The sequence below is a fragment of the Winogradskyella sp. HaHa_3_26 genome (assembly GCF_019278425.1).
GTDB lineage: Bacteria > Bacteroidota > Bacteroidia > Flavobacteriales > Flavobacteriaceae > Winogradskyella > Winogradskyella undariae.
Map to the genome: position 1 here is coordinate 1,155,870 of NZ_CP058981.1, position 23,962 is coordinate 1,179,831.

The following is a 23,962-nucleotide window of genomic DNA, read 5'->3' on the forward strand; positions in this document are numbered from 1 at the left end:
CACCAAATCCCCATATCACCAAATCACCATATCACCAAATCACCATATCACCCCCTCACCCCCCACCATCTCACCATTTTTAATTACATTTGCCTAAACATAAAAACAACTGAATACAATGGCTTCAAAATTAATTGCACCCTCAATGTTAGCTGCCGATTTTGGCAATCTACAACGCGATACTGAAATGGTAAATAACAGTGATGCAGACTGGTTTCATATCGATGTAATGGATGGTCACTTTGTACCCAACATATCATACGGAATGCCTGTAATTGCAGCAATTAAAAAGCACGCTACAAAACCTTTAGATGTGCATTTAATGATTGAAAAACCGGAACGTTATATTGAAGAATTCGCAAAAGTTGGAGCAGATATTATTACGGTGCATTATGAATCAACTGTTCACTTGCATAGAACACTAAGACAGATTAAGGATGCGGGGTGTAAAGCAGGAATTGTACTCAATATAACAACCCCACTTACCGTTTTAGAAGATATTTTACCTGAATGTTACATGATATTATTAATGTCTATAAATCCTGGTTTTGGAGGACAAAAATTTGAAGACATTACTTATAAGCGTGTTAAAAATCTTCGTAAAATGATTAATGAACAAGGTTTAGATACACGTATTGAAATTGACGGTGGAGTCACAGATCTAAATATTGAGAAATTAGTAGAAGCTGGTGCAGATACATTTGTAGCCGGAAGTCACGTATTTAAAAGTAGTGATCCTATCAAAACAATTAAAAACCTAAAGGATTTAGCTAATTCTTAAAATTAGCTGATTCTTAAAACAATAAAAATGCGCATAACGCGCATTTTTATTTTATAATTGTTCTAATAAATAGTTAATCAAATCGGTTGTGGTAACAATCCCTACTAACAAACCGTTATCAACGACAGGTACGGCATGAAACTCTTTACTTGCTAATAATTTAGCAACATCTTTAATTGAAGCATCTGAAGTTACAGTCACTACATTTTTAATCATCACTTGGTCAATAGTAAACATATTATAAACTAAAGAATCCACATCTGTATCTGTATCCTCTACAGCATCAGCAAAACTGATTCTTAATAAATCGGTATAACTTAACATACCAACCACAACACCTTCTCTAACCACAGGTATATGTCTTATTTTATGTCTTTTAAATAAACGCTCTGCCATCTCAAGATCATCCTCTCTATTAAGAGCAATGATATTTGTTGACATTATTTTTGAAATTGGATCTATATTTCTCATAACCATTAGTATTATAATTCACTAATAAAAGTAGTTTATAATACTATTAAAAATTATGATAAATATCACGTAATTTTAAAAACAGAAAACGTAACGACTATTATTTCTTATCACTATAGCCATAATTATAGCCATAATTATAACCGTAACCATAAGATTTATTGGTATCTACACTATTAAGAACATAAGCTACATTCTTTAGCTTACCAGATTCAAATAGATCTTTAGAATAATTTAATAATTTCTTTTCAGTATAATTAGCACGTGCCAAATAAATAGTAGCATCAGCTAACTGAGAGATCAACATGGTATCCGTAACTAAAATGGTAGGTGCTGTATCTACAATAATATAATCATATTTAAGTTTAGCTTCATCAATAAGCTTTTTAAAGCGACCATTAGTTAATAAATGAGCAGGATTTGGTGGAATATTACCAGATAAAATAATATCGTGATTAGGATGTTTCTCAAAACCTTTAATTATTGCAGCTTCCCAATGAAAATCCCCATCATGTAAATAATTCGATAAACCAGGCTTGTTTTTATCGGCATGAATATGAGTATGAATTTGAGGATTTCTTAAATCGGCTCCTATTAATAATACTTTTTTATTAATACTCGATAATGCTAAAGACAAATTAATACTAACATAAGTTTTACCTTCGCCTTTAATCGTAGATGTACAGTAAATAACTTTAGCAGCCTCTCCGGCTTTAACAGGTAATATATAATTAACATTAGAACTCAAAATCCTAAAAGCTTCGGCCTGTACAGAACGGTCATTAGGATCATTAAAAATAAGATTGTCATTTTTAACCTTAGGGATCTCACCAACAATAGGCACCTTGGGGCTGATATTCAGTAAGTCTTCTCGTCCTTTTATTTTGGTATCTAAAAACATCAATAAATAAATGATACCAAAGGGTATAATCAAACCAGCAGCCATAGCTTGCATATAGATACTTTTAGAGTTTGGAGAAATAGGATTCCAATTAGAGATGGCATATTCTACAACCTTAATAGAAGGTTCTGTAATCGCTAAATTAATAGCAGCTTCTTCTCGTTTTTGAAGTAAAAACAAATATAGGGTTTGCTTAATTTCGCGCTGTCTCGTAATATCAGTTATGACCTTCTCCTTTTCTGGCAAACGATACACTTGAGATGCGAACTTTCTGTTTTCTCGTAATAACTGCATCTTAGAAGCTTCCAATTGCTTTCTATAGGATGAAATGGATACAAAAATATTAGATTTTAAATCTTTTAATTTAGTAGTTAGTGCAATGACACTAGGGTTATTTATACCTCCACTTGTTAAGAAATTATTACGCTCCAAAACAATCGCATTATAATTACCTATTAAACTATTAATACTTGCATTAGAAACACCGATATTCTCTGGGAGTAATTCTGAAGTTCCATTAGGACGTTCTAGGGTCTCTTTAAGCAAATTAGAAATCATGAGCTGATTTTCAATAGCAAAAAGCTCCTGCTCAGAAGCAGTACGCTGACTTAAACCTAACTGAGCATTAGACTCTAATGAAATGATATCATTTTTTTGCTTATAATCCTTTATTCCTGACTCTATAGAATCTAATTCTTCGGCTAATAAACCAAACCGTTCGTCTATAAAGTCTATGGTTCGTCTCGATATCTCTTGGCGGTCATTAATACCATCCTCATTAAAAACTTCAATTAAAGTATTAATAACGCGTTCATTCTTTTCTTTACTCTGACTTGTAAAACTTAACTCAAGCAAATCACTCTTACCTAATACATTAACACCAATCCCGCCTTTAATCCCACCAGCAACCGCTGATACAGGTGAAAAATTCACAATATAAACTTTATCCTCAGCAGTATTAATATCAAAATGATTAGGGAGACTCAACTCAAATGGTAAGTTGTGATTGGTTTTAGTGGTATCAAAATCAGGAAATACTAAAACTTGATCACTATCATCCACTGTCACTTCAAAGGCTGAAGGCTTCACTTCAATACGGTAAGAGGATCCTTTAAAAATACTATCGTTACTTATGGTTTTAAGAAGGTAAAATGGCAATTGACTTACCTCGGTTGTAATAACACTTCCTTCAACATAAAAACGCATCGTTAAATCTAGCTTATCTACAACAGCCTCACTGATACGCAAAGATTTAAGAATTTCTATCTCATTTTCTAAATTAATATTAGAACGATTAAAAACAAAGGCAGCTGAAGGCAATTCTAAACCTTTAGTTTTATTCAGTATTTTAATTTTAGCGCTAGAATTATATACTTTTGGCGTATATCTTAAATACAAATAAGCACCTAATAGTGCTAAAATGATACCCAATACAAACCAATACCAGTAAGTCAAATACTTACGGATCTGAACTTTTATATTTTCACCCTGATCAACAGAATAAACAAATTGATCTTGTTGTATTTGACTCATACTATCTAGTGATTATAATAACTGTTGATAATAAAATAGAAAAAAGAGATAATAAACTGGGTATATTAGTTATAAAGCCAGCACTTTTCACTTTTGGACCACTCGGGTTAACAATGATAACATCATTAGGTTTAACATAGCCAAATTCACCATCTAACCAATCTGAAGAGGTTAAATCAACATGTCCAATTTTACGTAGTCCGTCTTCTTCTCTAATCACGGTAATGTCTTCACGCTTTCCTGTAATAGCCAAATCTCCTGCATTAGCCAAAGCTTGTAATAACGTAATATTTTGCTCTGTAAAATTATAAGTACCAGGGTTATTAACTTCTCCTAAAACCATTACTTTAGCATTAATCACACGCACATTTACAGAAGGGTTTTTTAAATGCCCTTCAGCTTCTAATTTCTCTTTTAAAAAATCAGAAAACTCTAGAGGTGTCATCCCTTTTACAGAAATCAAACCTAAAACCGGAAAATTAATGGTTGAGTTTTCAGATACCAAATAGCCATCTAAAAGCATGAGTTCTACACTCTGCCCTCCTCCGCTAGTCACTTCATTATAGGGAATTGTAGATTCAGGGACTAAGGCACTCACATTAATACGCAGAATATCATTCGGTTGAATGGTAGTACTCGTATATTTAATTTCGGTATTATGATGTTGATCGACATCTTGTAAATACAAAATTTCTTTTTTAGTGGAACACGAAAAAACCAATAGTAAACAACAAATAAATATTAGATTTTTAAACATCATACATAAATTAAAATAAGAAAGCAAATATAAGCGCAATAACGATATTCACAAAGGAATAGTCTTTTAGACCTTAAGAATTAAACAGGTCTTTAATTTTTATTTAATCTTTTACCTTTCATCCAATCATAAATAAAATATAAGGAATACAGAATAGTACCCGAAAGTAGTAATATAACTAATTGTAAATTAATATCCACAGCAGTAATATAAAAGCTTATTAAAATAAGAATACTATTAATTAAAACAATAATGGCTGTTGTTTGCCTGTGTGAAAAACCTAAACTTAAAAAACGATGGTGTAAATGATTTCTATCAGCTGTAAAAGGACTTTTCTTATGAATAACTAAGCGAATAAAGAAAATACGTAACGTATCTAATAAAGGAAAAAACAAAAAGGCTAAAACAAGTATGGGTGAAGCATTATGATAAATTGCTACTGCTGTTAACTCAGAATTATTAATAAATCGCACTGCGAATACAGCGATAATAAAACCTAAAATCATAGATCCTGTATCTCCCATAAACATTTTATTACGCCTAGAAAAATTCAAAAACAAAAACGGAATCAATGCTCCTATAACAGCTGCGGCTAGCACAACCATACTAATATCATCATAGGTATAAAAAACAGAAGCAAAACTAATAATGGCTAATAGGGCTAAAGTTCCTGCTAAACCATCAATCCCATCAATTAAATTAAAGGCATTAATCACTAATATATATACAAAAAGCGTAAATACAACAGAAACCCAATACGGCATAATAGTAACACCAAGAATTCCTGACATACCTATAATTCGTGTATCTGTAAATATAATTAATAATAAGGCCGCCAATAATTGCCCTATAAATTTCTTACGGGGAGATAAAATAAGAATATCATCTTTTAATCCTAAAAAAAATAAGATAGTAATCCCCCCCAATATTAACAAAAGAATTTTAGTATCTAAAACAGCTCCTAAAATTGTAATTGTAACAACGATACTCAAAAACATCCCTATACCTCCTAAATTTGGTACACTTCCAGAATGGCTACTTCGCCCTCCTGATGAGTCCATTAAATTTTTAGATTTTGCCACATTAATGATGGCGGGGTAGCTTGTACTGGAAACAAAAAAGGATATGCATACAGCCAATAAAAAAAGCCAACCGATGTAGTTTTCGGGATTGAAATTTTCTAGTAATTCTTTTACCATTTGTGTGATTTCTGATTGATTTGGGGGCAAATATCAGTTAAAAAATTCAAACTAATATTATTTAATTATAATGATATACTCAAGTTTATTATTAGGCTTTAAACTGCTTAAGCTTACTCACATTTTTAAGAAGAACCGTAAGCCAATTTCCGATATGATTCGTTTTAATAGCACGATAATCTTCTTTAGATTTTTGTAAAATATTTTTTAAATTTTTATTACTTGCACCACCAATGCGCATTTTAACTATGGTTTTTGGCAAGTAAAAAAAGCTCAAATTTTCTTGCCGAAAGATACGCAAAATAAAATCATAATCTGCTGCTATCTTATATTTTAGATCAAATAACCCATATTTATCATAGATACTTTTCTTCAAATATAAAGTCGGATGTGCAGGCATCCAACCTTGCTTTAATAAATTAAAGACAAAAGGTTGACTTATCCAATTTCTAATAACCTTATCGGTGTTCTCTAAAGCCACATAATGCAAATCACCATAAACCCCATCAACTTGATGGGTATTAAAAGCGGCTACAATAGTGCTTATAACATCATTATCAGCGAGAAAATCGTCCGAATGCACAAATCCTACAATAGCTCCTGTAGCCTTTGCTATTCCTTTATTTAAAGCATCATAAATACCCTTATCAGGTTCAGAACTCAATATAATATTCGGATATTCCTTTGCTGTTGCATGCAATAATTCTAATGTTTCCGCATTAGAACCACCATCTACAATAATATATTCAATATCAGGGTAAGATTGATGCAATACAGACGCCATGCAAGCTTCAATAGTCTTTTCACTATTATAAGTGGCGGTAATTATAGATACTTTCATTTGAGTTTAATTGAATTGACGCGATTTCACTTTTACAGCAGGATTCCCTTGGTAAATACTATAAGACTCCAAATCAGTTGTCGCTACAGAACACACACTTAATACAGCATGGCTTTCTAACGTTACCCCAGGAGTAACAATAGATTTAGCCCCAACCCAACTCCCTTCTCTTAACGTAATCGGAGTTACAAACAGATCAAAACGAGTCGATTTATAATTATGGTTTCCACAAAGCAATAAGGCGCCCTGAGAAACACAAACATGGTCTTCTATCGTGACCTGAGCTAAATTATCAATCCACACCGACTCTCCTATCCAGCAATGATTACCAATAGTGAGTAACCAAGGATATTTGATACTTACCCCTGGCTTTATAACAACTCCAGTACCTATTTGAGCTCCAAAAAGTTTTAAAAAAAAGACTTTTAAACTCGAAATAGGATTTAAAGGATTTATAAAAAATAATACGTTAATAAAATACCAACATAAGATTTTAAGTCGACGCCCAGGCTGATACCAATCATTATTATAAGATGATAAATCCGTTTTCAATTTACTGATCTGCTTTAAGTAAGGTATCGAAATAACCAATGGTTTTTATTAAACCTTCTTCTAAATGAATCTTAGGTTCCCAACCATTTAATTCTTTTTTAGCCAAATCAATAATAGGTTGGCGTTGCAAAGGATCATCTTGTGGTAATGGCATATGAATAATTTTAGAGCTTGAATTGGTTAACTCAATAACTTTACTTGCCAATTCCATCATTGTAAACTCTACGGGGTTACCAATATTTACAGGGCCTGTAAAACCATCACGACTATTCATCATTCTTGTAGTTCCTTCTACTAAATCATCAACATATTGAAAAGATCGTGTTTGCGATCCATCTCCAAACATGGTAATATTCTCCCCTTTTAAGGCTTGAACAATAAAATTAGAAACCACACGGCCATCATTAGGATTCATATTGGGACCGTAAGTATTAAAAATTCTAATAATTTTAACAGCCACATCATTCTGCAAATGATAATCCATAAACAAGGTTTCCGCACAACGTTTTCCTTCATCATAACAAGAACGTAAACCTATAGGGTTAACATTTCCCCAATACGTTTCGGGTTGTGGGTGTACTGCTGGATCTCCGTAAACCTCACTTGTAGAAGCTTGAAGAATTTTAGCTTTAACACGCTTAGCTAAACCTAACATATTAATAGCGCCCATTACCGATGTTTTAATCGTTTTTATAGGATTATACTGATAATGAACAGGTGATGCCGGACAAGCCATATTATAGATCTCATCAACTTCAATCATAAACGGTTCTGTAACATCATGACGTACCAATTCAAAATAATGATGATCCATTAAATGCTCAATATTCTTTTTACTCCCCGTAAAATAGTTATCTAAACAGATCACTTCATTACCTTCGTTTAATAAACGCTCGCACAAATGTGACCCTACAAAACCGGCGCCTCCGGTGATTAATATTCTCTTCATTGTACTTTTCTATTTAAATAATTTTTTAGTATCGATTACAAGTTGTGGTTTTTGAGTGAATGCCGCTGCAAAATCATAGGCAGATTTAGACCATTTATGAAAATGATCTGCATTCAGCTCTGAAAAATAATCTAATTGTTGGACAAACATATCAGATCCAGACAAAGATAAGGCAAATCCTAATTGTTTTTCTTCAAGATCTAACCAAGGGGTTTGATCTGAAATTAATACGGGACAGCCATTTTGCCAAGACTCCATTATAACATGTCCAAAATTTTCATGCATAGTGGGTAATAATAAAATATGTTGATCTTTTAAAACAGCATGGAGTTGATCATTAGGAATAGCACCTAAATAATTCACTTCAACATGTTTGGGCATTTTCTCAATAAAGGCTTCACAAGTATCCCAATAATCCTGCTCGTCTATAGGACCAATGATTGAAAATTTAATATGATGTGAGACATCGGTATAAGATAGATATTCTAAAGCTTTCAATAAATTTTTCTTTAAAGCAATCCTAGATAGAAAAAAGACATTCAAACGGTTGGCTTGTTTTTCTTTAAAACTAAAAGGCGTCATTTTAGAAGATAAATTTGAAGCGATTCTTATATCCAAATCAGGACCAAATTGTTGTTCTATTTCTTGTTGTTCTAGATGAGAAGTGGCATGCCAAATCAATCTTTTCTGTAAACCTTTTAGCTTAAATAGGCTAATAAACAATTTCTTTTTAAAAGGCTTAATAGCTAAAGCACCTTTACCAACCATGCCTCTAGGCGCTAAAACACACTTTAATGAAGAGTTTCGCATCACCCACAAAGGAAGTAAGGTGAATTGTATTGAAAATAAAGAATTAAAATACACATACTGGTAAGCTTCCTCTTTTAATAAATTTCTGTAAAAGTTTCTATTCTGATGATTTTCATCTAAATAAATAACCTTATAATTCGCCCTAACCTGCCATCTATTAAATTCTAAATCAGCATACGGTAATGCCTCTCCCAAATCTTTATTGGAAGTCACTATAGAAATATCAAAGGTATCGTGAAGGTGAAAAACAATATTATTAACCGATTGAATAGGACCTCCTGCTTTATAGCCCGGCAAAAACCAATCAATAAAAATTAATATTTTTTCGTTCTTAAGCATCTGCAACCTCCTTATAAATATTTAAATAATCTTTGGCTATTTTATTAATATGAAATCGTTTAATATTGAGTTGCCCTTTTTGTATCAATTCATCTTGTAAGGCCTCATCTAAAACAATCGTTTTCACAGCAGTATGGATTTCCTTAACATTATAAGGGTCTACAAGATAAGCACTATCGCCTGCAATTTCTTTCATCGCACCAATACGAGAGGTGATAACAGGCCGACCAATGGCCTGCGCTTCTATTATGGGCATCCCAAAACCCTCATAGGTTGACGCAAACAAAACCAAATCACAGGATTTGTATGCTTCAATAATAGCTGAATAAGGAATTTGAAACATGCATTTATAATTTAACTGATAACGTTTTAAAAGCCCCAATTGATCTGCGGTTAATTGACCTATGATCGTTAATTGACAAGGAATACCGTTTAAAGCCTCAAAAATACGCTCTAAATTTTTATTAACCTTCGTTCCTATCAATAAAATATGAGGACAACTGGTGTTTTTTTCTTTTGGAAAATAAACCAATTGCGAGTTTACAGGGTTATAAACAACCCTAATTTTATGTGCCGCAAACGGAATAACCTGAGATAATTCTAACCTTGTAAATTCTGAAATTACAGTAATACGTTTTACAAATAGAGCAGGTAAAGTAAACCAAACGAGTTTTAGGTAAAAACGTTTAAGAACAGAGCCTTTTAAAACAGAACGAACATCATGTACGGTTAATACAGAGGTCTTACCAGTAACTATAGCCATGTAATTGACATCTCCTGTAATATGATTAACTTGAGTAGCGGACCTGTTTTTAAAACTAAATATATTTTTAAGAACAACTAGAGGACTCCCACCAGAAAACGGAAGCACTTCACTATATACAGAGACCTCGTCTTTAAGTCGTTCTTGTAGCACACCAAACAACTCTTCAATACTGTTATATTGAGGTAAGCGTTTCCTGAAAATATAATTAACGTTTAGTCTCATGAGAAAAATTCCAATTCAAATAATTTTTAGCATACCAAAAGAAAAAGAGGATCACGATTAACGATTTTATTAAGTGGTTTAAAACCACAACAAGTTCTGTTTCGGCTTTAATAACTTGTAAAAAAGCAATGGGTAAAAAACTGATAAAAACAATATTATTTAAAACAATCTTAAACAACTTAGACCATATTCTAGTCAATAAAAATCCCCACAGCCCCATAAATACGATGCCTCCAGTTTTGCCAAAATTACCATAAGCTTCCCCTATAATACTAATCCCCATGGAGGTACCATCGGATAAACTTAATCCTGTGAACTTTCTAAAATTTTCTCGTCCTCCAGCCACAGCTTTGTTTGGGTTTAAAAATCGGGGTAAAACAGAGGAAAAAAGAGCAGTACTCACTGTTTCTCCATTTAAATAGGGTTGGTATTTTGGAATGTTATAAATCACAGCACTAATAATCCACCCTTGGTTGAGCCTAACATTAGTCCCAGTTTCACCTTGTTCGGCTTCTTCTGTTACATCTCCAGACACAAGTGACTCAGCCATTAAAGTCACAAACAATTCAACTTTATTACCAGAATAACCTTGCCAAATTTGACTTCTGTAAGCTCTTTTTATAGTTTGCAATGTTGTTAATGATAGTGCAGCTATTAGAAATGTAATGAATATAAAAGCTAATGAAGGCTTATTTTTAATAGCCCAAAACATATAGAAAAAAACAGACCATAATATGAGATCATGGAACATCCCCTTAGCCAATGCTATAGCAAAAAGATAAACTATAGCACCATAAAAGACTTTTTTTAATAAAGCATCCTTAGAAAAAAATAAGATAATGGCTCCCGCAAATTTAAAATTAGAGAGTATAAACGCAAAGAACCCTAAAGCACCTGGTAAAAAACCACCTACTAAATCGAAAACGACACCAATACCAAAAATCATTAAACCATATTGAGAATAATGTTCTAAATGAGATATTGGGACTTTAAAATTCGCACTTTTCTTTACCCCTTTAAGAATAACAATCATAAATAACAAATAAGCAGGGACAACAAAACCCATATAGGTTTCCTGATCTACATACATATAGTACTTATAGTGACCAGAAGGACTAGAATACTCAATAAAAGGCCCAATAATCCATTGCAACCCTGCAATTAAAGTCATTAACTCTAAGATAGGCACACTTTGTCCTAAGCGCTTAACGAATAGAATTCCCAAATAAACAACAGCAATACAGCCTATAAGAGTCCATCCTCCCATTTAATTCAACCTTCTTTTAAATTATGTTCTAAAGCTTCAACAATAGCTTTAAAATTCCATTGCGTAATATCTTTTTTGGCCTGGTGTCCCATAAGCTTTAAATCGGCTATTGAGATCGTACGAAACACCTCTAATAACGTGGCCTCATCATTAGAATCAAAAACATAACCATTAGAACCTTCCTTTACAACATCTGAAGCACAACCTACTTTAGTGCTAGATATAACTGGTCGAGAAGAGGCCATAGCTTCATTGATCGCTAAGCCCCAAGTTTCCCCAGGACCTTTTGAAGGCAAACAAAATACATTTCCTAAACGGTACAAAATAGGCATTTTACTCTGATTTTGGAAAGGTATCATTTTTATATGAGAATCATTTTTAGATAGTGATTTTAAATTCGCTTCTAAAGGGCCATGACCAACCAGTAACAACTTTAAAGGGTGCCTTAAAGTTTTATTGGCTTTTTGAACGGCTTTCAATAAAAAATCAGGTTGCTTTTTAGATTCAAATTTACCGGCAAATAAAATCACTAAATCATCAGGTTGATAACCTAAGGCTTTTCGCCATACTAAGGCTTGGTCTTCATAGTGTTTAGATTCAGAATCATTAAAGCGCTCATTATCGATCGCATGTGGCGCCAATATCAATTGATGTTCTTTTAAGCCTACAGATTTAAAATAAGCTTTGTTTTGAGAACCCACATAAAAGGCTTTATCTATAAACCGATAGATATAGGTTAAGTAATATTTTCGTAATAGTTGTTTAAGTCCTGGGGTATCATCGAGCAAAGTAGAATCGCCTCGAAACCAAACAGGGATTTTACCCTTAAAAAACTGCATCGCTTTGAAGTGGCTCTTTAAATACCAACCAAATATTAAAACAGCATCGGGTTGCCAGTCATTAATTTTAGTATTTAATTCCGGACAATCTATCCCATTTTTATGATGCGTTCCTGGATCTTTAGATATATTTTCTATAAACTCATAAGCATACCCTTCCAATAAAGGAATATCCCATTTAATAGTTTTACCAAACGTTTTATCTTTAACTTCTCCTGCGGCTTGAGACCAAGTGTAAAAGACTTTTACGTCTACATTTTGTCTCTGAGCGAGTAATTTAAACCAAGGCGCATAATATTGTATCGGATGCGTAGTAACTATTGCTATTTTTTTCAAACTAAGATATAACCTTTATGTTTTTAATAAGTAAATCCGGCCAACAATTGGCTTCAGGATATACACCTTCATATTTCAAAGTATTAATTTTTTCAGGTCTACATTCCTTCACCCAAGTTTCCGGATGATGTATAACGGCAGCATCAGAAATAAAACCAGCCCAATAGCTATAACTACTTCCTTTAGTAGTAACTAAAATTTCACTTCTTGATAATACAATTAAATCTATTAAATCATTAACGGTTTTAAACAATGAAACGTTTGGTAATTCTAAAATACTCAATAACTCATTTTCATGACCATCAGAAAATATCACAACTTCTAAATTATTACCATTTATTTTTCGTAAATCATTTATTACATCGATGTAATAAGTTAAATCTAAAACAGAACCATTTGTGATAAAATCACCTCTTCTAATATGAACTCCTATTATTGGGCTTTTTATTTGTTCTAGAGTTTTTAAATGTTTTTCCTCAATCATCTCAAAAAAAGATGTAATAATTTCATTTCTATAATTTGCAAGTAAAGGGATATCTGTAATTAAAGGTGTGGATTCAAATTTATAATACTGATTCCCTTTAATTTTATCATCGTCTATAGAATGTATTATTGGTGCTTTAAAAAATTTTATTTTTTTTAAGAACGGCATACTTGGAGTGATAAAAAAATTTCTATACCATCGTTTAGCCTTTTCTCTTCTTAAGACACTTCCTATTGGAACGTGTACCCAACTTTTAACAAATAAATCTGCATCATTTTCTTTACACCAAACAAAAGCTTTAGCCCAAGTTATAATTTTATTACAAAGTCCATATCTTGGAAACTTTAAATATAATTCCGCCTTATTACTCATTATCTTTACTTTATTTTTTATTTATAACCTCGTCCATAGCTTCTGCCAATACTTTTGCAGATTGCTTTGAAGAATATTGATCTAAAGACTGTAATTCTGGCGCCCATGATGCAACATTTTGAAACGGATTTAAAACGGTTACCATTTTAGCTACAATTTTAGATTTGGTATTACCTTCATTATAAGGCACCAAATACGCATCGGCTTTAACATCTTGAATAACGTTTACAGCAGAACTTTCGGCATGTAAAACCGTAAATAAAGGACGTTCACTTAATAAACACTGAAAGGTTTTTGAAGCCGTATAATGGCGTTCTGTACTTCCAAATAACAGCACACGATCGGCATGCGATAAATAGTTTAAAATATGTAAAAAGGGTTGACGCTCTCTTTGTTCTATTACAATACCTTCTAAACCATAATCTGCAGCATAGGCTGTAATACGTTTAGCAGGATAAGGTCCTGTTCCTATAAAAAACAACTTAATGTCGGCATCCCAATTCCCTTGATCTTTTAATGTTTTAATCGCCTTAAAAAAACAATCCATAAACAAATGTGAATTAGGAAGAAAAGCACCTGCATAAATCCAAGGTTTACAATGCTCAATACCATCCCATGGCATTTTTAATCCATCCAGTTTTAATTTATGATCGTTAGGATCAAAACCATAAGGCATGCCGGCGTGTACAGGTGGTGTCTTAAAGTTACGCTCAATGACTGGCCAATAATAAGGTGTTGAAACGCCTGTAATAAAAGCTGCTTTTTTTACAGCGTAAGGTTCTAATGTTCGGGCAACAGTCTGACTTAATTTTGCGCGGTTATCATTCTGATTGGTAATATCACGCACCCAAGGATCGATATAATCAATCCCATAAGGAATTCCCGTTTTATCATGTATCATACGCCCCAAAATAGCGGTGTAAAACGATGGAATAGGAATCCAAATACAATCTATTTTGCGCTCTTTACATATCTGCAAGGCTTTTGCTTTTAGAAAAGGAAATGCTCTTAATCCAATATCTCCTATGATTCGCGGTTTTGAAACTTTGTAGGCTTTGGTGTAAATGACCTCTATATCTTCTGAAGCTGTTTTAGCAATATGAGGATCTGGAGTTTCCTCATAATATTTAGAATCAACTGTTAGCAGTAATGGTTTCCATCCAAATTCCTTTAAGTAATTACCAATTAATCGTGGTCGCTGAACACCAGCTAAATTAGCAGGAACCCAATGTGGATATATAATGAGTACTGTTTTCACAACATTATTTTTTTTTATAGAATTTGACTCCAAAGTTCTTGAATTTTTATTTGTTCTGAATCCCAACTCAAATGCTTACCTTTTTGAAATCTTAGGGCTTTATTTGCGCTAATATCATCTTTTTCTTTATAAAGCTGAAGTAATGTTTCTGAAATTTCAACTTCAGATTGCCCACTTAAAACACCAAATTCAGGATAATCTGTAATAAATTGCTCTTGAGCTTTTGTATTTGTTGCAAGAATATACAATCCGACTTGAGCATAAGTGATAATTTTATTGGTTAAACAGATTTGCCGGTTTAAATCTCTAGAATTAAATTCTAACGCCAATCCAATATCAAATTGACTTAATGTTGCATGCAATTCTTTTTGCCCCAAAGGATCCTTAATAATTAAGCTTAAATTAGTGTTTTCTAATTTTTTACGAATTTTTGATATTTCTATGGTATCAAAATTAGAATCCAATTCTCCTATAAGTGTTAAACTAATTTTTATATTAGGATGTGATTCGGATATGATATCTAAAGCATTAAATAATTCTTCTAATCCGCGTCCAAAACTAATCTTTTGACTAAACCAAACCAATTTGAATGGAACATCTTTTTTTACCAAGTTGTCCTCTGAAGAAGGTGATAAACAGAACTCTTTATCATTAAAACCATTTAAGACTACGGCATTACTGGCATGACCGCCTATTAAATCTAATGTGTATTTAGCAATAAGTGGACTAGCAAAAGTAAGACTCTTAGCTTTAGGCAAAAGGGATTGCATTAAAAACTCGGTTCGGTTCTTAGCCGTTTCACCAGATTTAGAAACGATTTCGCCAGGGTGATAATCTTCTACATCAAAAACAAAAGGCACATTCCACAATTCACTTAATTGATGCGCTGGATATAAAGCTCCCATATTATGAGCACAAATAAGATCGGGTTGATCTTTTATTTTTTGAGAGAGATGGTAGAGCTGAAGCGACCGTCTATTATTTGCTAAAGCGTTTAATTTTAAATATTTTGGAAGAAAACCGGAGGCTTTTTTAGCCAATTTTTCTGTAACGCCTAAAAAAATCCATTTTAGCTTATTTGAAGGAATAGCTTCAATCTCTACGATGTTTAAATAACTTTTGTCGTTATTATTAATTTTTAATAATTGATCTTTTAACTGAATACTTTTAGCGTCACTCCAATTATGAAGTTTAAACATCATTATGGTAACACCATATTGGAATTGTAAAGCCAACTGCACCTCTTTTACAAGACGCGGATTGGTGGCTAAGTTACTAGTTGTCAAAAACAATATACGTTTATACGCCATTCTTATATAATAAATCTATGTTAGTTTCATTTTCATCATCAAAGGCATATATGTCACATAAATTCAATATTTCTCTTATTTCATCAATTTCCTTTGAATTCAAATGCTTTCTCCAATTATTTAATTGATTCCCAGATAATATAGTTTTTTTGGAATCACCAATAGTTGTCCGACTTGCTTGCTTTATATTTTTATTTTTAAACGTAATATCTAACCAATCACTTAATCTATTTATTTCAAAGTTTGTATTTATAATTAAATTTTCATAAGACACCGTTAGCCATTTAACATTATTATTTTTATGATTAAGACACAACTGATGATTAAGAGCCCATTCAAAAGCTAGTCTTGTATGCGGAGCATTTACTTTTTTCAATGCTTCCCCAAACTTTAAAACATATGCCTTAGTACTTTTATCCCTAGGCAAATGGTATTTACAATCCTTTAGCACCCAAGCCCAACCAGGATGATTAAGTTGACTAGCAACAGTGGCATAAGGGCTTCTTACAAAGAAAATAGGCTTTAATTCAAAGTTATTTACTAAATAGGGCAACATTAAATTGCCTCTAATAATTTTAAAAACATTTATTTTTGAGCGCAGAGATTGCCAATAATTATTTACAGAATATGGTTTAAAGCTAATGATTCTTTGATTAAACAAATTCTCAAAGAATAAAAACGCTTTGTTATCCTTTGTCTTTTCTTCTATATAATTATTCCATTCAAATTTTAATACTTTCAATTCTTTAAAAAAATTGGGGTATAACGGTTCATAAATTATCGTGGAATCTTGATTTCGAGCAATGAACTCCATCAAAAAGGTAGACCCGCCTCGGGGTGAAGCAAAAATAATAATATTTTGAGAAGCCTTAGAGAATTTTCTCTTAATAAGAAATGGATATTTATAAATGTAAAACCCAAGATAATTTACAATTTTTAATAATTTTTTAGTTTTACTCATTCGTATTATTTTGTATAATTAAACAGTTCTTTAAACTTTACTTCTATAATTTCTGCGACTTGATTCATAGAATGTGTTTTTTTAATCGCCTTAGAATATTTACCGATAAGGTTAGGAGATTCAATAATTTGATAAATTTGATTTTTTAGATCTTCATCATCTTCATTTTTAAATAATAAGCCATCCATATCATGTTGAATAAGATCTTTCATGGCCACGTAATCAGAAGCAATTACAGGTATTTTTCTTGTGGCAGCTTCTAAAATGACTAATGGAGCGACTTCATTTGAAATTGAAGGTAAAATTAATACATCCATTCCATTCAAATATGAGGCTACTTCTTCTTGTTTTAAGGCTTCATTCCAAATAATATTAGTTTTAGACTTAGCCCATTGTTTATGTTCTTCATAATAAGTTTGTTCACCGCCAGAAGGATTTGTAATAATATGTAATTCTGCATTAGGGTTTGAAAGCGCGTTCCAAGCGTCTCTTAAAATATGAAGCCCTTTTGATGAATGTGTACGACCTATAAACACAAATTTTATAAGCTTAGGATCAAATTGAGTTTTATGAAATGCCTTAAAAAACACAGGACTAATACCTTGGGGTATTAATTTTGCTTTTGCAATTCCATTAGCTTCGAACGCTTTTTGTATCCATGGAGCTATAGAAAAAATTACATCTGCATATGTATCCGTTCGTTTTAATTCTGAAAAACGATGCTTAGCTTGGCTAAAAGCTGCTGGTAATTTATTTTTTATGGGATTAAAATGAGTGGCTTCTTTAATAACGTGTCCCAAAACCTTAGACAAACCAACGGAATAGCCTTTTTGGGTTAAGTTACAGCTTAAACATCTAGATTCAATAACTTCTCCGTTACAATTCTCTCTACCATATAATCGCATGTCATTATTAACACAAAATAAACTTCCTAAATGTGGCGTAAATACCGTTCTAATTCCTAGTGTTTTAGCTTCTTTTAAATGATAACTATTTATAGCACGACCAAAAGAATGAAAATGTATAAGATCGGGTTTTAATTCTAATAATTTAATTTTAAAAGCCCCTAGGCCTCGAGGAGGAATTACCCCATTTAATTCTTCAGCAATAGCATCTTTAGGAATCTGAAATACATGTATAGGAATCCCTTCATAAGAATAATCCTTAAGCCCCTCTGAAGAGGTTATTAAAACACTTACATCATGGCCTTTAGCTTTAAAATAGTTGCATAAATTTAAAACATACACTTCTGTCCCAGCACGATGTGTTGGAAAAAATGACTCTAATGTAAAAAGGATTTTCATAATTATTCTTTAGCACTGTATGGGTTGTCAGAAAAAGGTAATAATAGTGGGTTATCCGCTGTTGCCCCTCCCGTATATGGCAAACTAATAGGTGTAAAAGCATATTTAACTTTTGTTAAAAAAGAAATTTTAAATTTTAACCAAGATGAAAAAAACACTTCTAACCTTCCTTTAAATAGATAATTTCTAATAATATACCTAAAGTAACCACCATACATATTATTCGTGGCTATTTCCTTTTCTTCTAATGATAGTGGGCAATTAATATCTTCAAGAAACACCTTACTAATCCTAAGTTCTTCAAGCAATCCTATTAAAGTTCCTCTTAATTTTGAAGATGCTTGGTTCTCTGGCATTCTCCACCAAGAAACTCCATTAGAAATCAATAATAATGGATATTTCATAGCTAGTTTTCTTTTCACATATGTATCACCTGAAATATAATCATTTGGTAAACCACCTTCTTTCTTCAGTATATCTGTTCTAAACAAAGTGTCAGGAAAACCATTAATAGTAACTGGACTACCTAAATAATCAAATCTAATGGATTGCTCTGGTTGTAACTCATAAGGATAAACTATATTTTTCCAATAAGGCCTAGCACATGCCATTGCCGAATTTGGAAAAGCCTCTAGCATTTTTACCATAAACTCTAATCCGTGAGGGTAAAAAATATCATCGCCGTCAATCCAAATTATATACTCTCCTTTAGCTTCAAAAAGCGTTTTATTCCGGTTAGGATATTCTCTTAAATTGGTTTCATTACGCCAAGCTCGAATTCTAGGATCTTTATATTCCTTAACAATATCCCATGTGTTATCCGTTGAGCAATCGTCAGAAATTAAATATTCGAAATCAGTAAAACTCTGTGCCAACACGCTTTCTATTGATTTTCGGACATACTTAGATGAATTATAGGTAATGGTCGCTATCGTTACTTTAGGATTCATAATATTAATTAATGTGAGCGTAGAATTGATTTAAACTTTAATACGTTTACTTCTTGAGAAAATTCATTTAAAACTTTACGAAAAGCACTATCCTTAACAGACTGTACTTGTTCCTTTCTTAAGGATAGAAAATGATTCATTTGTAAGGTTAAATCCGCTACCGTGCCATCAAAATAAAGAGCCTCTTTTTTATCTTCCAAAATTTCTTTAGTAGCCCCTTGATTATTTGCGATAACAAAACAATTATAGGCTACAGCCTCTACAGTTGTTCTACCAAAAGCCTCTCTATCAGAAGCCATAATAAAGCAATGGGCTTGCTTATAATATTTCTCTGGATAAGCTTGATATCCTAATAACTCAATTTTATCCTCTAATCTTTGTTCTTTAATATACAACTCAATACTTTCAAATTCATTACCATTACCAACTATTAATAGTTTCACAGTATCAGTTTCATTCATCTTTAAAAAAGCGTTGATAACTTTCCAAATACCTTTCCTTTTTGTGAGTTGACCAACAAAAATAAAGTTAATACAATTTGTAGGTTTAATTAAGGATTTGTGAAGATTTAGCAATGTGTTTTTATTATAAATTCCATTATAATTTATATAGGTGTTTTTAATATTATAATGTTTTTTATAATGCCGCTCTAAATCCTTAGAAATACATACAACATATTTAGATTTTTGTAATAAAATTTTAAAAATTGAATTAAAATCTTGTTTAAACCCATGGTCCAAACTCCCAAATTCTCTTAAATACCAAATATGTTTTGTTTTTAAAAATAGTGATAATAGAGCACCAAAGTTAGTAGTGGATGTATTTGTTATTATATAATCTGGGTAGAACTCTTTTTTGAGCTTCTTAGAAAATTTATAGGCTAAAAATATATTTTTCACAAAGCGTTGGATCTTAAATTTCAATAATCTAAGCTGTTTTAATTTAAGCCATGACGACGATTCTAGAGAACTGGTATTTACTCTATGTCCTGAAACTAAAAAATTAATATGAGAGGATTCTAATTGTTTGGAAAGTTGGCCTAATTCGGGAAGTATTACTAAAACTTCAATCCCTTCTTTTAATAAACCTATAATTAAGCCTAACATGGATTTAGAAGCACCTGTTAATTCGGAATCATGAGAAATAAAAAGTAATTTCATGACAGAATAATTCTTTTAAGAGCACCAAATGATTTTCTATTCCATTTATATTTTGGTTCTGTTATTAAGCTTGAAATAATTACTTTTACTCTTTTACTCTTTGAATCATTTGAAACTATTTGTGCTTTTAATAGGTTAGACCATTTGTCTTTAATTAACCATTCATCACAAATTCTGTGTATATGTTGAAACTTTGAGTCTAGCAATATGCGATTGATATACTTTATTTTATTTTCAAAAAAGCCCTCTGGCTGAGATACTGTTTTAGATTCATCATGTAATCTAAAAAAAACTAAATCATTTTTAATATAGCGAACATTTGGATACACTGACAAATATCGTATAATCATATCTGTATCAAATGAGTAATGTAGTGACTCATCAAGACCACCAACAGCCTCAATATTTTCTCTTAACAACCATAGACCTGGCTGAACAAAAACGGTACCTTCTTCCCAAAACATTAATCCCCTTGGAGATAAATTAGATAACTGTTCGGGTTCTTGATAAACACCATCTTCAAAATAGGTGGTTCTGCCTGCCACAGCAGAGGTGTTTGGTTCAGAAAATGCTTTGGCTATATTTAGTAACGCATTAGGAGCTAAATAATCATCAGAATTTAACCAATTAAAAATTTCGCCAGTACAACGTTTTAAACCTTTATTAATGGCATTGGCCTGTCCTTTATCTGGTTCGCTGACCCAATAGGTAAGGTGTTCTTCATATTTCTTAATAACCTCAACTGTATTATCCGTACTCCCTCCATCCATGATAATGAATTCTAGGTTAGGGTAATTCTGGTCTAATACAGACTTAATGGTCTCTTCTATGTATTGCCCTTGATTATAGGTAGGGGTAACTATGGATATTTTTTTAAAATCCTTCAATAAATGTTCAATTTAGATAAATAATTAATTATTAGATAATAGCTTGTCACTTTATGGTAAAATTATCTATAAATTAGGATTAAGACAAGTTTAAACTTATCTATTAAATTTTTCCTCATTTAGAATTTCAATTAATTTATTATTAAATAATTTCACACCATTTTGATTTAAGTGATCGGGATCATAAAAATGTAATGAATCATTTAATATAAGTTTCTCATTAAAATTAAAATATTTCATATGAGCACTCATCACGGAATCAAATTCACGAATATTAGTATATCTACTGTAATTTGATGGTGCTATAGGAACATAAACTAAAATAACCGAAATTTTATTTTTTTCTAATAATCTGAGACACTCATTAAACGCATCCAGTTGTGTCGAATCAAATTTAATTTCCTTTCTCAATAACGTTTTGGTTTTATAGTATGCTAATTCTTTCTCTACAAAACCACCTTTAACGTAATTATCGTCTCCTTTAACTAGGGATTCTTTAAAATTTTTACGCCAATCAAATATATCACGTAAAAATGCATAAATCAATGTGTTATACACTTTAAGATGATTAACAGAAAGTGCCATTTTTACACTATTTAAGTCATTTTTTTCATTGCTTATAATATCTAAAGATGACTCCACACCATCTCCCATAAAGGTGTTAGGATAGACGTCATAAATCACCAGTTTTGGACTTAATCTAGTCAAATGTCTTTTCAACAAAGTTATAGTTTGTAAAGGCGTTTGTGCACTTGACCCCAAATTAAATGTCTTTAATCCTGAGGCATTAAAAATTCTATTATCAAAACCACGATACGTGTGAGATGAACCTAGGAAAAGTATATCAATATTTTCATAGTCCTTAACATCTTGTAATCTAGTATAAGTATGACCATAAGAACCTTTAACATAATTTAAGTTTGGCGTCAAGTAACTCGGCATAAAAGTACCCCAAATAAAAAGAATAATTATGTAAGTAACAGCAGAAAACAATAAGAAGCTAAAGAATTTTTTGATAAAAACAGTCATAGTTTTACATTAAAATTGAAAGTATATAAATGGTGTTTCGGCTGTTTGCATAAACATACCTATTAAGAAAACAATAAAAGAGTAAAAAAACCATCTAAAGTACCATTTCCATTTCAATCCAATTTTTTCAATCGCATATTGGTTCTCTCTACCAAACCATTCTAAAATGATAAAAAACAAAATTAATAAAATTATAGTGCGATAATTGTAGTAAATAGCCATTGTATAGAATGATTGTGGGTCTTTAAATATATCTAATATATATTGCAAAGCATGTTCTACATTTTCTGCTCTAAAAAAGACCCAAGAAAGCACGGTCATTGAAAATGTTATAAGAATTAAAAAAAACTCTTTTGGAGTGGGTAAATATTTATCTTTAGCAACAACAGCCAAATTATTCCTATTGTTATTAGTAAGTAAGAGAGGTAGAAAATAAATGGCATTTAATAACCCCCAAATAATAAATGTCCAATTTGCTCCGTGCCAAAAACCACTAACAATGAAAATAATAAATGTATTTCTTACTTTCATCAAAATTCCTCCACGACTACCGCCTAAAGGAATATAAACATAATCTCTGAACCAAGTGGTTAGTGAAATATGCCACCTTCTCCAAAATTCAGCTATATCTCTAGAAAAATAAGGGAATGCAAAGTTTTGCTTGAGATTAAACCCGAAAAGACGAGATGTTCCTATTGCAATATCCGAATATCCAGAAAAATCACCGTAAATTTGAAACGCAAAAAATATAGCTCCTAAAACTAATGTACTACCAGTATAGTTATCTGAATTATTAAAAATTAAATTGGCATATTCTGCACAATTATCAGCAATTACGACCTTTTTAAATAATCCCCAAAGAATTTGACGTAAACCATCAATTGCTTTTATACTATCAAATGATCGCTTTTTTTTGAATTGAGGCAATAAACTAGTAGCACGTTCTATTGGACCAGCAACCAATTGTGGAAAGAAACTTACAAAGGCAGAAAAAGCAATAAAGTCTTTAGTGGGGTTTAACTTCTTTTTATAAACATCAATGGTATAACTTAAAGTTTGAAAAGTATAAAAACTAATCCCTACTGGTAATATAATATTTAATGTATTAGACTGTATGGGGTGCCCAAAAAAGCTAAAGGCATGTACAAAATTCTCTACAAAAAAATTATAATATTTAAAAAAACCTAAAAAGCCTATATTCACTGCTATACTGGTCCACAGTAATAGTTTACGTTTTGATGTCTTTTCTTCTTTTTGAAGTCGTCTACCTATACTGTAATCTACCAAAATACTAAATACAATCAAGAATAAAAATCTCCAATCCCACCAACCGTAAAAAACAAAACTAGAGATAACAATCAATAAATTTTGTGTTTTTAGATTTTTTTCAGGAATTAACCAATAAATAATAAAAACAATTGGTAGAAAAATAGTAAAGTCTATGGAATTAAAAAGCATTTGTTATGTTTATTCTGTAATGGTGATTTTATAATATCACCCCTTTTCGTTTATATTTTCTAATATCAATGAGTTTTAATTTAAACTCATTGAATAATTTCCCAATATATTATATTGGGGTATGTTTTCAAATTCTTTTATATAATATTTTCAACTTAAGTTAAGTGTTATTTTAATAATTTATAGTAATAGCGATAATCAAGGAACTAAATTTTCTAATTACAAT

22 protein-coding genes are annotated in these 23,962 nt (G+C 31.6%); 1 reads left to right on the top strand and 21 read right to left on the bottom strand.

From position 1 onward, the window contains the following. The first annotated feature begins 118 nt into the window (after nucleotides 1–118). On the top strand, nucleotides 119–781 hold the full coding sequence (rpe, locus tag H0I32_RS05070; RefSeq protein WP_173587232.1) for a ribulose-phosphate 3-epimerase: 663 nt from the start codon (nucleotides 119–121) through the stop codon (nucleotides 779–781). Nucleotides 782–832: 51 nt separating this feature from the next. Here the strand turns inward: rpe and H0I32_RS05075 are convergent, their stop codons facing one another. The 21 genes from H0I32_RS05075 to H0I32_RS05175 all read right to left on the bottom strand — a co-directional run bounded on the left by H0I32_RS05075 (nucleotide 833) and on the right by H0I32_RS05175 (nucleotide 23,736). After that, entirely contained in the window at nucleotides 833–1,252 is a 420-nt protein-coding gene (locus H0I32_RS05075; RefSeq protein ID WP_179312813.1) for a CBS domain-containing protein, read from the bottom strand. 100 nt (nucleotides 1,253–1,352) lie between these two features. Next, a complete protein-coding gene (locus H0I32_RS05080) occupies nucleotides 1,353–3,686 on the bottom strand; it encodes a GumC family protein (protein ID WP_179312812.1) in 2,334 nt (777 codons plus the stop codon). Between the two features lies 1 nt (nucleotide 3,687). Beyond that, nucleotides 3,688–4,374, bottom strand: a complete 687-nt coding sequence (locus H0I32_RS05085) for a polysaccharide biosynthesis/export family protein (RefSeq protein ID WP_246293563.1) — start codon at nucleotides 4,372–4,374, stop codon at nucleotides 3,688–3,690. A 161-nt stretch (nucleotides 4,375–4,535) separates the two neighbouring features. After that, nucleotides 4,536–5,504: an MraY family glycosyltransferase gene (locus H0I32_RS05090; protein ID WP_218747115.1), complete on the bottom strand. Its 969-nt coding sequence runs from the start codon at nucleotides 5,502–5,504 to the stop codon at nucleotides 4,536–4,538. A 229-nt stretch (nucleotides 5,505–5,733) separates the two neighbouring features. After that, entirely contained in the window at nucleotides 5,734–6,483 is a 750-nt protein-coding gene (locus H0I32_RS05095) for a glycosyltransferase family 2 protein (RefSeq protein ID WP_179312809.1), read from the bottom strand. Between the two features lie 6 nt (nucleotides 6,484–6,489). Then, entirely contained in the window at nucleotides 6,490–7,035 is a 546-nt protein-coding gene (locus H0I32_RS05100) for a WcaF family extracellular polysaccharide biosynthesis acetyltransferase (protein ID WP_173587407.1), read from the bottom strand. A gap of 1 nt (nucleotide 7,036) precedes the next feature. Continuing rightward, entirely contained in the window at nucleotides 7,037–7,984 is a 948-nt protein-coding gene (locus H0I32_RS05105) for a UDP-glucuronic acid decarboxylase family protein (RefSeq protein WP_179312808.1), read from the bottom strand. Between the two features lie 9 nt (nucleotides 7,985–7,993). After that, nucleotides 7,994–9,133, bottom strand: coding sequence for a glycosyltransferase (locus tag H0I32_RS05110; RefSeq protein WP_179312807.1), 1,140 nt, complete (start codon nucleotides 9,131–9,133; stop codon nucleotides 7,994–7,996). Then, nucleotides 9,126–10,121 carry a glycosyltransferase family 4 protein gene (locus tag H0I32_RS05115; RefSeq protein ID WP_179312806.1) on the bottom strand — a complete coding sequence of 332 codons (996 nt, stop codon included), beginning with the start codon at nucleotides 10,119–10,121 and terminating at the stop codon, nucleotides 9,126–9,128. Before H0I32_RS05115 ends, H0I32_RS05110 begins: the two co-directional genes overlap by 8 nt. Beyond that, complete coding sequence (locus H0I32_RS05120) at nucleotides 10,105–11,388, bottom strand: hypothetical protein (protein ID WP_179312805.1); 1,284 nt, start codon at nucleotides 11,386–11,388, stop codon at nucleotides 10,105–10,107. The genes H0I32_RS05115 and H0I32_RS05120 overlap by 17 nt, the downstream gene beginning before the upstream one ends. 5 nt (nucleotides 11,389–11,393) lie before the next feature. Beyond that, complete coding sequence (locus H0I32_RS05125; RefSeq protein WP_179312804.1) at nucleotides 11,394–12,563, bottom strand: glycosyltransferase family 4 protein; 1,170 nt, start codon at nucleotides 12,561–12,563, stop codon at nucleotides 11,394–11,396. A gap of 1 nt (nucleotide 12,564) precedes the next feature. Continuing rightward, nucleotides 12,565–13,419 (bottom strand): alpha-1,2-fucosyltransferase, encoded by an 855-nt coding sequence (locus tag H0I32_RS05130; RefSeq protein WP_179312803.1) that lies wholly within the window; start codon nucleotides 13,417–13,419, stop codon nucleotides 12,565–12,567. Nucleotides 13,420–13,429: 10 nt separating this feature from the next. Next, entirely contained in the window at nucleotides 13,430–14,677 is a 1,248-nt protein-coding gene (locus H0I32_RS05135) for a hypothetical protein (protein ID WP_179312802.1), read from the bottom strand. A gap of 14 nt (nucleotides 14,678–14,691) precedes the next feature. Then, nucleotides 14,692–15,963: a hypothetical protein gene (locus H0I32_RS05140; RefSeq protein WP_179312801.1), complete on the bottom strand. Its 1,272-nt coding sequence runs from the start codon at nucleotides 15,961–15,963 to the stop codon at nucleotides 14,692–14,694. A 13-nt stretch (nucleotides 15,964–15,976) separates the two neighbouring features. Continuing rightward, nucleotides 15,977–16,948 carry a sulfotransferase domain-containing protein gene (locus tag H0I32_RS05145; protein ID WP_173587218.1) on the bottom strand — a complete coding sequence of 324 codons (972 nt, stop codon included), beginning with the start codon at nucleotides 16,946–16,948 and terminating at the stop codon, nucleotides 15,977–15,979. Nucleotides 16,949–16,953: 5 nt separating this feature from the next. Continuing rightward, complete coding sequence (locus tag H0I32_RS05150; protein ID WP_179312800.1) at nucleotides 16,954–18,252, bottom strand: glycosyltransferase family 4 protein; 1,299 nt, start codon at nucleotides 18,250–18,252, stop codon at nucleotides 16,954–16,956. A 2-nt stretch (nucleotides 18,253–18,254) separates the two neighbouring features. Continuing rightward, nucleotides 18,255–19,202 (bottom strand): glycosyltransferase family 2 protein, encoded by a 948-nt coding sequence (locus tag H0I32_RS05155; protein WP_179312799.1) that lies wholly within the window; start codon nucleotides 19,200–19,202, stop codon nucleotides 18,255–18,257. An 8-nt stretch (nucleotides 19,203–19,210) separates the two neighbouring features. Then, entirely contained in the window at nucleotides 19,211–20,362 is a 1,152-nt protein-coding gene (locus tag H0I32_RS05160) for a glycosyltransferase (protein WP_179312798.1), read from the bottom strand. Then, on the bottom strand, nucleotides 20,359–21,249 hold the full coding sequence (locus H0I32_RS05165) for a glycosyltransferase family 2 protein (protein WP_218747116.1): 891 nt from the start codon (nucleotides 21,247–21,249) through the stop codon (nucleotides 20,359–20,361). Before H0I32_RS05165 ends, H0I32_RS05160 begins: the two co-directional genes overlap by 4 nt. Before the next feature lie 96 nt (nucleotides 21,250–21,345). Continuing rightward, nucleotides 21,346–22,278, bottom strand: coding sequence for a hypothetical protein (locus H0I32_RS05170; RefSeq protein WP_173587213.1), 933 nt, complete (start codon nucleotides 22,276–22,278; stop codon nucleotides 21,346–21,348). A gap of 9 nt (nucleotides 22,279–22,287) precedes the next feature. Then, nucleotides 22,288–23,736: an MBOAT family O-acyltransferase gene (locus H0I32_RS05175; RefSeq protein ID WP_179312797.1), complete on the bottom strand. Its 1,449-nt coding sequence runs from the start codon at nucleotides 23,734–23,736 to the stop codon at nucleotides 22,288–22,290. Nucleotides 23,737–23,962 lie beyond the last annotated feature (226 nt).

Coding starts and splice junctions, on each gene's coding strand:
- rpe (WP_173587232.1), top strand. CDS start 119: ATGGCTTCAAAATTAATTGCACCCTCAATGTTAGCTGCCGATTTTGGC.
- H0I32_RS05075 (WP_179312813.1), bottom strand. CDS start 1,252: ATGAGAAATATAGATCCAATTTCAAAAATAATGTCAACAAATATCATT.
- H0I32_RS05080 (WP_179312812.1), bottom strand. CDS start 3,686: ATGAGTCAAATACAACAAGATCAATTTGTTTATTCTGTTGATCAGGGT.
- H0I32_RS05090 (WP_218747115.1), bottom strand. CDS start 5,504: ATGGACTCATCAGGAGGGCGAAGTAGCCATTCTGGAAGTGTACCAAAT.
- H0I32_RS05095 (WP_179312809.1), bottom strand. CDS start 6,483: ATGAAAGTATCTATAATTACCGCCACTTATAATAGTGAAAAGACTATT.
- H0I32_RS05105 (WP_179312808.1), bottom strand. CDS start 7,984: ATGAAGAGAATATTAATCACCGGAGGCGCCGGTTTTGTAGGGTCACAT.
- H0I32_RS05110 (WP_179312807.1), bottom strand. CDS start 9,133: ATGCTTAAGAACGAAAAAATATTAATTTTTATTGATTGGTTTTTGCCG.
- H0I32_RS05115 (WP_179312806.1), bottom strand. CDS start 10,121: ATGAGACTAAACGTTAATTATATTTTCAGGAAACGCTTACCTCAATAT.
- H0I32_RS05120 (WP_179312805.1), bottom strand. CDS start 11,388: ATGGGAGGATGGACTCTTATAGGCTGTATTGCTGTTGTTTATTTGGGA.
- H0I32_RS05130 (WP_179312803.1), bottom strand. CDS start 13,419: ATGAGTAATAAGGCGGAATTATATTTAAAGTTTCCAAGATATGGACTT.
- H0I32_RS05145 (WP_173587218.1), bottom strand. CDS start 16,948: ATGAGTAAAACTAAAAAATTATTAAAAATTGTAAATTATCTTGGGTTT.
- H0I32_RS05150 (WP_179312800.1), bottom strand. CDS start 18,252: ATGAAAATCCTTTTTACATTAGAGTCATTTTTTCCAACACATCGTGCT.
- H0I32_RS05155 (WP_179312799.1), bottom strand. CDS start 19,202: ATGAATCCTAAAGTAACGATAGCGACCATTACCTATAATTCATCTAAG.
- H0I32_RS05160 (WP_179312798.1), bottom strand. CDS start 20,362: ATGAAATTACTTTTTATTTCTCATGATTCCGAATTAACAGGTGCTTCT.
- H0I32_RS05170 (WP_173587213.1), bottom strand. CDS start 22,278: ATGACTGTTTTTATCAAAAAATTCTTTAGCTTCTTATTGTTTTCTGCT.
- H0I32_RS05175 (WP_179312797.1), bottom strand. CDS start 23,736: ATGCTTTTTAATTCCATAGACTTTACTATTTTTCTACCAATTGTTTTT.